Below are 12,640 nucleotides of genomic sequence, written 5' to 3' on the forward strand. Positions count from 1 at the left end.
GGGGACACAGTATCTATAGAAATTAAAGAAAGCTCATTCGAAATATGAGGATGGGTTAAAAGGAGTATATATTAATCCTATCGGTGATACTAGAAATAGTGCGATTGGTGGTTCTAACTACGGTGGCGGTTATATCAGTCTTACGAAAGGTAGTTTGTTAGTAAACGCTGGTTCTGCTTATAGAAGTGGTGATGGAACTACCACCCCAAAAGATTATAATATTTATGCTTTAAGTGTTATTGCTGCCGATTATGCGCATGAATGTGGTCATTGGTATGTTATTGCCCCCGTTATATTTGCAATTTTCGCCTAGTAAACATGCACTAACGCCTATGACCATACAACTTTTTCCTTTATATCATCCTAAAATATGCTTATATTCCTCCAGCAACTCACGGGAATATTCTTTCTTCATATCAGAATCTCTGACAATCTTCCATAATGTAGCCGCTGCCTTCAACCTCTCGTTATATACTTTAGTTGCCTCATCTTCACAAAAGTCTTTGACAAACTTGTTCCATTGAAGAGCAGATTTGTCATAAACAACATACGATTTTTTACCATAATAGACATCTAGCAAATCACCAAGTGTAAAGCTTTCATCACCATTTTCCTTTACTGCTTTTGCAGTAGCAACCATATCTACCTTGAAACTAAAACTTTCTTTCCCAGTCTGTTGTCTAAAAAATTCTCTAAATCTGTTACCGCAATTAAACCCACACTCGATCACTCCTGTATCTAAAGTAAGATTTGTAACTACAGCCTTCTTTTTTGGTCTTACGACTTTCTTTGCAGGTGAAATCTTCTCTCCAGAAAAATAAGCTTTAATAACTGCGTTCAACTGTACCTTACTACTTGGAGCTTTTAAACCATGGGCCTTACATATTTTTATTAGCTCATCCCTATACCAATAATACTTACTGAATTCTTCAAAATCCTTTATGTTATCAAATTCTGGTCTGTCCATTTATACTGAATACTCCTTCTGAGAATATTACAATCATATTGTTATCAAGAATCCTGTTCTGCAGAACAGGAAAAAAAGATTCATCTAAATCAGATTTCCGTATACGTAGCTTTCCTTCGCGGTCTTGCATCTGGATTTTCATCTGCATAGCCCACTATTATGATTCCAGTTACATAATCTTTATCCGTTAATCCTAGTAAATTTCTCATTTCATCCTGCTCATACCAACCTGTCCAGCATGTAGCTAATCCCATATGTTGTGCCTGTAATAAAATATGAGTAATAGCTATTGCGCTATCTCTAATGGTACGCTCCATACTATCGTCTTTACGATATGTTGATTTTCCTACACAAACAATAAACACAGGTGCTTGAAGCATCCACTTTTGATTATGGTCTAGCTCACAAATCTTCTCTTTCATTTCTTTTGATTTCACAACAATGAAATCCCATGGCTGTTCATTAGAACCGGAAGGTGCCAATGAAGCAGCTAATATCAAATCACTTATTTGCTCATCTGTAACTCTTGTTGATTTATACTTTCTGATACTTCTTCGATTCAGAATTTCAGGTAAAATATCCATGATTTCTCCTTTTTTTATTCAAATCTGTTTCTATTCATAATCACTATTTTGGTCTTAAGTCAATAAAGTGGACACCGAAAGTGCGACTTTACGCCGCACCTTCTGCATGAACTGCAGCCGGTGTCTTGTAGCCTAAGCTACTATGAGTTCGCTGGCGATTGTACCAGGACTCGATATATTCAAAGATGCTTTTATAAGCTTCTTTTGAATCTTTGTAAAAACGCCGATAGATTTCTTCCTTTTTAATCAAAGAATGAAAGGATTCTATACAGGCATTGTCATACGGGCAGCCCTTACGGCTGAACGAATGAAGAATTTTATTTTCAGCAAGGTATTTTTCGAATACTTCGCTTGTGTACTGGGTTCTCAGAACCAAAAGGTGAATGAATATATTAGTTCTTTGTTCGGATCTTTGGATTCTTAATACAAAAGGCCTTTGCAGGTGAGGGCCTGCAAAGGCCTTTTGCTGTTAGGGGATTAGAAGTGGAAATCGAATTGGGTGCGGAAGAGGTGGCGTTTGGCATCTTTGGCTACGCCGGCGATGCTTCCGGAGTGGTTGTATTTCTGATCGGAGTAGAAGGTCTCCCATACCACATCTTTCCAGGGGATGTATTTAACACCGAGGATATATCCTTTGGTATCCGTTGGCAGGGAGCCCCATTCGTCATCGTGGGAGACATCGCCATAGCGGCCAAAGTCGATATAGCGGGCATAGAGGCCCCAGTCGCCGCGTTTGGTCGAATCGACATCGCGGTAGTCGACGCGGAATTCCTTACTGGTCTTGAAGTCGTAGGCATTCGTGCGGACATAGGTACCGTAGAGCGTCACATCTTTGGCTACTTTGGCGCGCAAATCAAGTCCTGCCGCCCGGCTCATCATCTGATTGCCGCGGGTGCCGTGCTCGCCTCGGTAATTCTTGTTGCTCATATACGTGAGTGACCCATCGACAATGCCGAGGCGGCCGGTGATGTTGGCACCGTAGAGATGCGTTTCTTCGCCGTCTGGCATGGTGATGAGATCGCCTTGACGCGGACGCAGGCCAAAGCCAGAGAGGCTCCATTGCGGCGTGAAGTTATAGGTGAGCTGTGCACCGTCAGCGGCATGGCCGAAGATGACATTCTGATAGCCGTAGCCCCACCATTTCGTACCGAGTACCGCGCCGAGTTTTTTCGTCGGCTGCCCCTCGACCCAGATGCGCTGGAAGGTACCATCCTGATCGTCGGATTTGGCATCTTTTCGCCAGGACTGGTTTACCGTATACCCTTTACGCGTCTCGGACTGGAAGTGGGCTTCCCACTGATTGCCGACTTTCATGCGGCCTTCGAGATTCATATAGAAGTGCTTGTTGTTGTTTTGGGAGCCCACATCTTTCGTCGAGGAATCGTGGTCATATTTTGCCCGGACAAAACCCGAAAGCTGGATTTTATCCACTTTCTTCTCGAGGCTCGTCATGCGTTCATCCATCCGCGATAATTCGCCATGATATTCACGCTCGAGTTTTTCCAGTAATGCCTGATCGGCGGGGTTGACACTGCCCATTTTATTCATGGCCCGTGCGACGACGGCGGCCATTTCATAGCGGCTCATGGAACGGTTGCCGGCGAAGGTGCCGTCACCGTTGCCCTCCAGAACTCCATCCTTTACGAGCTGGTCGATAGCGGCATAGCTCCAGTGTCCGGCCGGGACATCCGTGAAGCTGGCGGCGCCTGTTTCCGGTGCTGCCATGGCCTGTCCGCTGACTGCTGCCGTAATCGCCATTGCCGTAAGAAGGCTGAGTGTCTGTTTTTTCATTGTGAATCGCTCCTTAATTTCTTCGTTACCAATTTCATGCTCATTTGGTCAAGAGGTTTGGAGCGCATGTCGCTTTGCCTGTGACAAAACGAATCATAACACGCGGAAAAGCAATAGGCAATACGACGAAGCGATTGTGAGTGTTTGTTTCAGAAAAAAATACGAATGTGCATAGAACTTATAAACCGCGTTTCAAAATCTTTCGTATGAAGCGGGGTTTGCTTTAATCTTGTTATAAATAAAGTCGGTTATGCTATAATGAATGTGAATTTGAGAGGATGAGAGGTTCGACTGGAGGTATTTATGCGATTACTCAAGATTATGCAGGAAAATGAACGTTTTTCGCAAACGGAACAGGCTATCGTACAATATATGCTCGAACATCCCAAGGAAGTTGCTGAGCTGACAACACGGGAAATTGCCGCGAAAACTTATACCAGCCCGGCAGCTGTTTTTCGTCTGACCCAAAAATTGGGGCTCAAGGGGTATAACGAATTCCGCATCAAGTTTACCAGTGAAATCAGCCGCGTGAATCCAGAGTCATTCAGCATCCGTCATCGTCCGGTCACGCAGAAGGATAAGCCGGAAGATGTTGTCCGCAAGATTGCAGCTCTTGAAGTTGAGGCGATTGAAGAAACGAAGAATGAATTTGACATCGGCCAGCTTGAAGCAATCTTAACCCGCATGGAAAAGGCGGAGGTGATCGATATCTATGCGTATGACCAGAACTATGCCTTGGCGCAGATGGCGGTTTACAATTTTATGCAGGCGAAACTTCCTGTCGTGGCCTATAACTCCATGAACAGTCAGATTTCCTCGGCGCTGCTGGCCGATAAAAAACACCTGGCCATCATCATCTCCCGTTCCGGGGAAAATCGCCGGCTGATACGGCTGGCTGAGATTTTAAAGCGCCGCGGCGTTCATACGGTGCTCTTGACCGTGTCGCCGCATTCGCCGCTGGTCAGCCTTTGCAGTGAATATGTCTATATCGCTAACACGACGAATTTCCTGGATCTGGGCGGCATGCTCTTTTCGGTAGGGGTCCGTTATTTCATCGATACGATTTTTGCGATGCGGCTGGCACGCCGTTATGATGAGATCGAATCCTTTACCGACCAGTTCGATGATGCCTGTGGCAGCCAGTACGATGACAAACGCCGGATTTGGTGATATCGGGGCGTTGTTTCGAAACCAAGAGCCGTTTTGATATTTTTTGCGAAACAAACGAACAGAAGAATCCAAAACCATTGAAAACACGAAAGTGTTTTGTTATATTGTTCTTGTCAAGAGGCTTTGGCCTCATTCGCACTCGCTTTGCCAGCGAAATTGAATTGGAGAATGAAAAAGGAGCACTTATCATGGACAAACAAGCGATTTTCGATAAGTTTGTAGAGTTTATGGGACGCTTCGCAGAAATCCGGGCCGTGGCAGCGCTGCGTGATGGTTTTATCATGACGACGCCGTTTACCGTCTGTGGGTCGGTTTTCCTGCTTATTGCGAATCTTCCAATCCCGGGGTATCCGGAATTCATGGCGAATCTGTTTGGCAAAGATTGGACGGCACCGCTCAATGCAGTGGCTGGTGGCACGTTCAGTGTATTAGCACTTATTGCGGTTTTGGCTATCACCTATAAATACGTGGAGGCCGAGGGCTGTGATGCCATTATGGCGTCCATCCTTTCCCTGTCAACCTTCCTAATTGTTTTGCCGCCAACGGTCATGTCGAAGGGCGGCGAAGCTGTGGGAGATGTCATTCCCAAGGCCTGGGCTGGCAGCAACGGTGTTATCACGGCGATTCTCGTAAGTTTTGCCGTTTCGGCTATCTTCTGCTACTGCGAGAAGCATCATTTGGGCATCAAGATGCCCAGCACGGTTCCTTCTGGTGTCACCCGGGCTTTTGAGGCTTTAACGCCGGCATTCCTGCTGTTCTTAGGCGGTTCCGTCATCTATGGCGTTTTCCATTATGTGGGCGCAACGACGTTCCCGGAGTTTATCTTCAAAGTATTGCAGACGCCGCTGCAGGGCTTGTCTGATACCATTATTGGCGGTTCGATTATCGCAGCCCTTCAGTCTATCCTGTTCTGGGCTGGTATCCATGGCCCGAACGTTGTCGGTGGCGTTGTGAGCCCAATTCTTATTGCCAATTCCCTGGATAATCAGGCGCTGCTCGATGCTGGTCAGCAGCTCATGGACAATCCGGCCGCTAAAATCATCACGTGCCAGGTCAATGATGTATTCATCAAATCCGGCGGCTGCGGGTTGACCTTCGGCCTGCTCATAGCCTCCTGGCTTAGTTCCAAATCTTCCCAGATGAAATCGCTTACGAAACTGGCTACCGTGCCGGGATTCTTCAACATCAATGAGCCGATTATCTTCGGCTTGCCAATCGTATTCAATCCGTTCCTGCTCGTGCCGTTTGTGCTGGTGCCGCTGTTTGCGCTCTTTATCACCTATGGCGCGATTGCCGTTGGCTTTATGGCACCTTTCTCTGCGGTTCAGGTTCCTTGGACAACGCCGCCAATCTTGGCAGGCCTGCTGCTGGATGGCTGGCAGGGCGCCGTCATCCAGATTGTGAACCTGGTTATGGCAACGGCCGTTTATCTGCCCTTTGTCCGTGCTCAGGACCGTCACATGCTGGCGGAAGAAAAAGCGGACAGCAATTCTGAAGAGGTTTCCACTACCAGTGATGTTCCCCTTCACTGCGGGTGAAAACTATAAATGATTTTTCCTGCTTCCTAACAAAAATAGCCTCGGGATGTGAAAGCATCCCGAGGCTATTTTCGTCTTATTCTTCTACATTTTCAAGGATGCGGATTTCGTTGCGCATCAGATATTTTTTCTGGTCCGGGCGGAAGCCATTCACCAGATAGTCGAATACGACCTGCATGGCCCGGCGCCCCTGCTGGCGCGGGTGCTGGTAGATGGCGGCCTGGATGATATGGTCGCGCATCATCCGGATGGTGGAGGGGATGGTGTCAAATACGACCATCACGATATCGCGGCGGTTTTTGGCCATGACAGCCCGGGCGGCGCCGTACGCACCGGAAGAAATGATGAACAGCGCATTGGTTTCCGGGTGTTCCTCCAAGAGCTGCCGGGTTTTTTCATAGGAAATCATGTCATCGTCTTCGTTTTCGTGAACCCCCGTAAGCTGGAAGTCTTCGGTCTTTTCGAGGACTTCGAGGAATCCCTGCAACCGCTGGCGATGGCCCTGCATGCTTAGAGAGCCCATCAGGACGCCGGCATGGATGCCCGGCGGGGCAATCATCTTGAGCAGTGCGCCGGCGGTGCGGCCGCCCTGCAGGTAATCCGTGCCCACATAGCAGTGGCGGCGGCAGTCATCCACGTCGTTGTTGATGGTCACGACGAATATTCCGCGAGCTACGAGGTTGTTGAGTTTTTCGATAACGCGCGGCTCGTTTACCGGGTTGATAATCAGCGCATTGACTTCGCTGGCGAGCTCGTCGATGATGCTGCATTGCTCCTCGACGTTAAAGCCGCGCATGCTGCGCCAAAGGACTTTCATGCCGTAGTTTTCGTATTTTAGCGCTGCTTTTCGCATGGGCAGCAGCACATCGTCGAAGAAGGGAACTCCATCGGAGGCAATCAGAACACCGACAACGGGATTCTTCTTGCGGGCAGCCAGCGCCTTGCCAGCGGGGTTTGGCTGATAGTTCAGCTTTTTTGCGGTTTCCAGGACCAGCTGACGTTTCTCGGGTTTTACGTTGCCGCGATTGTTGAGGACGCGGTCGACGGTTCCGCGGGAAACACCGCACAGTTCGGCGATTTGTTTTATCGTAACCATGGGGACGAACCTCCGTGCATAATAATGATTTTTTATAAAAACAGGTCTATTACAAAAATGATGATAGAATACATTTTTCGCTGTGTTCGAAGGATAATCCTGCACGAGCACAGTTATTTTTTCGAAAAGACGCGGAGAAAAAATTTTTTTCGGCGAAATGGCAAAAAATCAAAATTTATCCGCAGGCGGCGCTGGCGCTGGAAGGATGGTGTTCGTGCACACGATAAAAAACAAGATAAAACGTTTTCTAAACGGTAACAAAGAATAAAAAATGTGTTGACAACAAAAAGGGGAACGTGTATTGTAATAGCAGAGAACAAAAATGGTTCTGTGGCAAGGATAAGGGGTTATTTTTACCGTTGGGGGCAGTACTGTTTTTTATATCGTCTGATTATTGGCAATAAACAGGATTGTTTGTAAACTATTCTGTGCACGAGAACAGAAAACAGAGAAACGGGAATCCTGAAACCGGCGAAGAGGTCTTTCCTGGAGAAATGAGGTGAAGGGCAGCGGGAAAGATTCGGAGCAGAGCCGAAAAAAATGTACTGGTTTTTAGTACGAAAAGCAAAGGAGACGAAAACATGAAAAAGATCATTGCATTACTTTTGGCAGCAGCTATGATGGTCGTTGTCGCTGGCTGTGGCGGTGAACAGTCAGCAAGCAGTGGCAGCGGCTCAGGTTCAGGTGGGAAACAGATTACGATGGGCTTCTCCCAGATCGGAGCGGAATCCGAATGGAGAACGGCGAATACGGAATCCATCAAACAGGCAGCTAAAGATGCAGGCATCAACCTGCAGTTCTCGGATGCACAGCAGAAGCAGGAGAACCAGATTAAGGCAATTCGTTCCTTTATTGCCCAGGGCGTTGATATCATCGCTTTCGTACCAATCGTCGAGACGGGCTGGGATACGGTCCTGAAAGAGGCAAAAGATGCCAAGATTCCGGTCATCGTTGTTGACCGTGACGTCAAACTCAGCGACGATTCTCTCTATGTGGCCAAAATCGGTACGGATTCCGTTAAAGAGGGCAACAACGTCTTCAAATGGATCGATGAGTACATGGCCAAAGAGAAAAAGACTCCGCGTGATGGCGGCAGCCAGTACAATGTCGTAGTCCTTGAAGGTACGGTTGGTTCCTCCGTAGCAATCCGCCGCCAGGAAGGCTTTAAAGATGCTATGGCAAAATCGGCCAATGCTGGTAAATACAACCTGCTGGCTTCTCAGACGGGTGAATTCACGCGTCAGAAAGGCCAGGAAGTCATGGAGTCCTTCCTCAAATCCTATGGTCCGAAAATCGATATCCTCTTTGCGCATAACGATGACATGGCTCTCGGTGCCATCCAGGCAATCGAGAAAGCCGGCCTCAAACCGGGCAAAGATATCACGATTATCTCCATCGATGGCGTAAAAGGCATGTTCCAGGCTATGATTGATGGCAAGGCTAACTGCACGGTTGAGTGCAACCCGCTGCAGGGACCGCTGCTCATGGAAACGGCTAAGAAAATCCTCGCTGGTGAGAAAGTCGAAAAACTTGTCTATGTCGATGAAGGCGTATTCCCGGCAGATGTTGCCGCTAAGACCCTTCCGGATCGCAAATACTAATACCTGTTTTCATCCATTCATATAGGTTAGGATAAAGGGCCGCGCCCGCTTCGTATGAGTTCGGACGCGGCCGTTTTATCCATATCGAACAGATAGCAATCATTTTCCTTAGTCCTATCTTATTCCGATGATCATTCAGTTTCCTGGTTAGGGGTGACGATTATGGCACAAGCTTTATTGGAGATGCGGTATATAGATAAGGTATTCCCAGGCGTTAAGGCATTATCAAACGTCAATTTTACGCTCCACGCTGGGGAAATCCACTCCCTGATGGGGGAAAATGGCGCTGGCAAATCGACACTGGTCAAGGTTTTGACCGGGGTATATCAGCGCGATGGCGGTACGATTGTGATGAATGGCAAGCCCATTTCACCGAAAACGCCGAAAGAGGCGCAGGAATGCGGCATTTCGACGGTGTATCAGGAGGTAAATCTCTGCTCGAATCTCACGGTAGCAGAGAATATCTTTATTGGCCGTGAGCCGAAAAAACACGGCTTTATTGACTGGAAAACAATCAACCAGCGGTCGGAGCAGCTGCTCGCGAAGCTGGATGTTCATATTGATGTGACCAAGACCCTCGATAACTATTCGGTCGCCTTGCAGCAAATGATTGCCATTGCCCGGGCGGTCGATGTCGATGCGAAAATCTTGATTCTTGACGAGCCGACGTCGTCGCTCAACGAGGAGGAGACCAAGCATCTGTTCAAGATCATGCGGCAGCTGCAAAAACAGGGGATGGGCATTGTCTTTATCTCCCATTTTTTGGACCAGATTTATGAAATCTGTGACCACGTTACGGTGCTGCGCAATGGAGAGTTGGTGGGGGCCTATGAGATTGCGAAACTGCCGCGGCTGGAGCTCATCGCCAAGATGGTGGGCAAAGATTTGAGCGCGGTTAAGGATATGGATAAATTCGCCGAAAAGAGCACGCCGGCAGAGGAGGTATTCCTTGAGGCCAAGGGGATTGGTGCCGTTGGCAAACTCCGGGAGGTGGATGTCACCATCCACAAAGGTGAGGTTATCGGTTTTGCGGGCCTGTTAGGTTCCGGTCGTACCGAAACCGCCGAATTGCTCTTCGGCATTGAACAGATTCATAAGGGGTCCATTCGCATCAATGGCAAGAAAATCAATTTGAAGACCCCCATGGATGCCATGAAAGAAAAAATTGGCTTCTGTCCCGAAGACCGGAAGCGCTCGGGCATCATTGGCGACTTGTCGGTGCGGGAAAATATCATTTTGGCCATGCAGGCCAAAGATGGCATCATGCACCATATTCCCTACGAGGAACAGTGCAAGATTGCCGATGACTGCATCAAGCTGCTCAAGATCAAGGTTTCGGACCGGGAACAGCTGGTAAAGAACCTGTCGGGCGGGAACCAGCAAAAGGTAATCATTGCCCGCTGGCTGGCTACCCAGCCGAATCTGTTGATCCTCGATGAACCGACGCGCGGTATCGATGTGGGGACCAAGACGGAAATCCAGAAGATGGCGATTTCCTTGGCCAAGCAGCGCGGAATGTCGGTCGTATTCATCTCCTCGGAGATGGATGAGATGGTCCGTACCTGCACCAAACTGGTGGTCATGCGCGACCGCCGCAAGGTGGCAGAGCTGACCGGCGATGATATCAGTTCCGACGGTGTCATGAAAGCAATTGCAGGAGGTGCGGCCTGATGGATATGCTGAAAAAATTTGCGGGAAGCTCGCTGTTTTTGCCGGTAGTAGCCCTGCTGGTGCTGCTCGTATTCAATACGATTTTTGTCGATGGGTTCCTGTCGATACAGCTGACCGAGGATGGCAGGCTTTATGGACGTCTCGTGGATATTTTGAACCGTTCGTGTTCGCTCATCATTTTGGCTCTCGGCATGACCTTCGTTATTGCGACGAGCGGTATCGATATTTCGGTTGGTGCGGTGGTGGCTATCTCGGCCGCTGTAGTCTGCACGATGATTGGCGGCCGCGGGGATGGCGTGGCTCAAATGCCGATGGCCCTGGCTGTGCTGGCCGCTATCGGTGTTGGCGTACTCTGCGGCATGTGGAACGGCTTATTGGTCGCGAAATTCAAGATTCAGGCCGTGGTAGCGACGCTTATCCTTATGACGGCCGGACGTGGCGTGGCCCAACTCATGACCGAGGGACAGATTATCACGGTTTATTATAAGCCCTTTGAGTACATTGCTGGCTTCTTGCCGGGGATGCCGCTGCCGACGAATATTTTCATTGCGCTCGCAATGGTTTTGCTGGTAGCGGTGCTGATGAAGAAGACCAGCATTGGACTGTTCGTTCAGTCCGTCGGCATCAATGCGACGGCGGCAAGGTATGCCGGCATCAACGTAACGTTGGTCATTTTTCTCGTCTACGCCTTTTCGGGGCTTTGTGCCGGAGTTTCGGGGCTGATTGAAAGCTCGTTGATTCGCGCCGCTGATGCCAATAATGCCGGCCTCAACATGGAGATGGATGCGATTTTGGCTGTCGCACTCGGCGGTACGCTGCTTTCGGGTGGCAAGTTCTACATCGGTGGTTCGGTTATCGGTGCGATTACGATTCAGACCCTTACGACGACGATGTATGCGCTGGGCGTATCGGCTGACCAGCTGCCGGTGGTCAAGGCCATTGCGGTAGTTATCATCTGCCTGATCCAGTCCAAGAAGGCCCAGGAGATGTTTGATGCGTGGAAGGCGCGCCGGATGTCAAAACAGAACGGGAAAAAAGCTTCCGTTGATGGAAAGGTGGCGGAGCAGGCATGAAAAACAAGTTGAACCATCTCATTGCATCCAAGTATTTTTCTTTCTTCGTTACGGTCTTGCTGTTCGCAATCCTCTATGGAGCGGGCATTGCCATGTACAAAGGCTTTATGCGTCCGCAGGTATTTTTGAATCTGTTCATCGATAATGCGGCGCTGATTATCGTCACGGTGGGCATTACGTTCACGTTGATCATTGCCGGTATCGATTTGTCGGTGGGCGCAGTGCTCGCTCTGGTATGCATGGTGCTCGCTTGGCTGCTCGCCAATACGGGCCTGCCCGTGGGGCTCTGTGTCCTGCTCGTCATGGTGATGGGCACGGTGTTTGGCGCCGCGCAGGGCTATATCATATCGAAGTTTGATTTGCAGCCCTTTATCATTACGCTGGCCGGCATGTTTTTCTGCCGCGGCCTGACGGCCGTTATCTCGCAGGATACGATTCAGATTGAGAATCCAACCTGGGTCGCGTTGGCCAGTTACCGGGTAGACCTTGGCGTCGGCTTTGTATCGATTGGTGCCATCGTCGCCTTGCTGACGATTGTCGTGGCCGCTATCGTGCTGGGGTATACGAAATTTGGGCGCACGGTATTTGCCATCGGTGGCAGTGAGTCCTCCTCGGCCCTCATGGGGCTGCCGGTATTTCGCACGAAGGTTATGGTCTATGCGATTTCGGGCTTCTGCTCGTCTTTGGGCGGCCTTGCCTACAGCTTGATTATGCTGACGGGCTATAACCTGCACGGTCTCGGCATGGAGATGGATGCCATCGCTTCCTCTGTCATCGGCGGTACGCTTTTGACTGGTGGTGTAGGCTTCATCCCCGGGGCACTCGTCGGTGTGCTGATTCAAGGCGTTATCCTGACGTTCATCAGCTTCCAGGGAACACTTTCGGCCTGGTGGACGAAGATCGTGGTCGGTGCCTTGCTCTGCGTATTCATCATTATGCAGGCCTTCATCACAGAGCAAAAGAGCAAGCTTTCCTCTAAGAGCTCTATGGAAGATGGCAGTGAGCCGCCAGTCCAGCCAACGCCAAGCGGGGCAGGCAGCTAATAATTTCATAGTATACAAAGAAAAGGTCCGCTGATAATGGCGGACCTTTTTGGGGTACAAATTGCAGTTTGTAGGTTACACGAATCTCATTCGAAGCAACTCTTCG

Annotated in this window: 10 protein-coding genes and 1 pseudogene; 6 read left to right on the forward strand and 5 right to left on the reverse strand. The window is 49.1% G+C overall.

Features of this window, described 5'->3' with window-relative positions; all coding sequences use genetic code 11:
- Positions 1-358: 358 nt before the first annotated feature.
- From BLQ36_RS07870 to BLQ36_RS07885, 4 genes and pseudogenes are all read right to left on the reverse strand, one after another.
- Positions 359-967 (reverse strand): SAP domain-containing protein, encoded by a 609-nt coding sequence (locus BLQ36_RS07870; RefSeq protein ID WP_074515086.1) that lies wholly within the window; start codon positions 965-967, stop codon positions 359-361.
- Between the two features lie 89 nt (positions 968-1,056).
- Positions 1,057-1,551 (reverse strand): nitroreductase family protein, encoded by a 495-nt coding sequence (locus tag BLQ36_RS07875; protein WP_231473903.1) that lies wholly within the window; start codon positions 1,549-1,551, stop codon positions 1,057-1,059.
- A gap of 88 nt (positions 1,552-1,639) precedes the next feature.
- Positions 1,640-1,921, reverse strand: a pseudogene (locus BLQ36_RS07880) (transposase); the annotation flags it as partial.
- 107 nt (positions 1,922-2,028) lie between these two features.
- Entirely contained in the window at positions 2,029-3,342 is a 1,314-nt protein-coding gene (locus BLQ36_RS07885; protein ID WP_074515087.1) for an S-layer homology domain-containing protein, read from the reverse strand.
- Positions 3,343-3,645: 303 nt separating this feature from the next.
- Here BLQ36_RS07885 and BLQ36_RS07890 point away from each other — a divergent pair, with 303 nt between their 5' ends.
- On the forward strand, positions 3,646-4,512 hold the full coding sequence (locus tag BLQ36_RS07890) for a MurR/RpiR family transcriptional regulator (protein WP_033171096.1): 867 nt from the start codon (positions 3,646-3,648) through the stop codon (positions 4,510-4,512).
- A 188-nt stretch (positions 4,513-4,700) separates the two neighbouring features.
- Entirely contained in the window at positions 4,701-6,050 is a 1,350-nt protein-coding gene (locus BLQ36_RS07895) for a PTS sugar transporter subunit IIC (RefSeq protein WP_074515088.1), read from the forward strand.
- Between the two features lie 76 nt (positions 6,051-6,126).
- Here the strand turns inward: BLQ36_RS07895 and BLQ36_RS07900 are convergent, their stop codons facing one another.
- Positions 6,127-7,146 (reverse strand): LacI family DNA-binding transcriptional regulator, encoded by a 1,020-nt coding sequence (locus tag BLQ36_RS07900; protein WP_074515089.1) that lies wholly within the window; start codon positions 7,144-7,146, stop codon positions 6,127-6,129.
- A gap of 581 nt (positions 7,147-7,727) precedes the next feature.
- Between BLQ36_RS07900 and BLQ36_RS07905 the strand changes: the two genes are divergently transcribed.
- The 4 genes from BLQ36_RS07905 (at position 7,728) to yjfF (ending at position 12,534) form a co-directional block, all read left to right on the forward strand.
- Entirely contained in the window at positions 7,728-8,747 is a 1,020-nt protein-coding gene (locus BLQ36_RS07905; RefSeq protein ID WP_033171098.1) for an ABC transporter substrate-binding protein, read from the forward strand.
- 162 nt (positions 8,748-8,909) lie between these two features.
- Entirely contained in the window at positions 8,910-10,418 is a 1,509-nt protein-coding gene (locus tag BLQ36_RS07910) for a sugar ABC transporter ATP-binding protein (protein WP_074515090.1), read from the forward strand.
- Positions 10,418-11,491 carry an ABC transporter permease gene (locus tag BLQ36_RS07915; RefSeq protein WP_074515091.1) on the forward strand — a complete coding sequence of 358 codons (1,074 nt, stop codon included), beginning with the start codon at positions 10,418-10,420 and terminating at the stop codon, positions 11,489-11,491. Before BLQ36_RS07910 ends, BLQ36_RS07915 begins: the two co-directional genes overlap by 1 nt.
- Positions 11,488-12,534, forward strand: coding sequence for a galactofuranose ABC transporter, permease protein YjfF (gene yjfF, locus BLQ36_RS07920; RefSeq protein WP_074515092.1), 1,047 nt, complete (start codon positions 11,488-11,490; stop codon positions 12,532-12,534). The genes BLQ36_RS07915 and yjfF overlap by 4 nt, the downstream gene beginning before the upstream one ends.
- The last annotated feature ends 106 nt before the right edge of the window (positions 12,535-12,640 follow it).

This window comes from Selenomonas sp. WCT3 (assembly GCA_900100835.1).
In the GTDB taxonomy this organism is placed as follows: Bacteria; Bacillota; Negativicutes; order Selenomonadales; family Selenomonadaceae; genus Selenomonas_A; species Selenomonas_A ruminantium_E.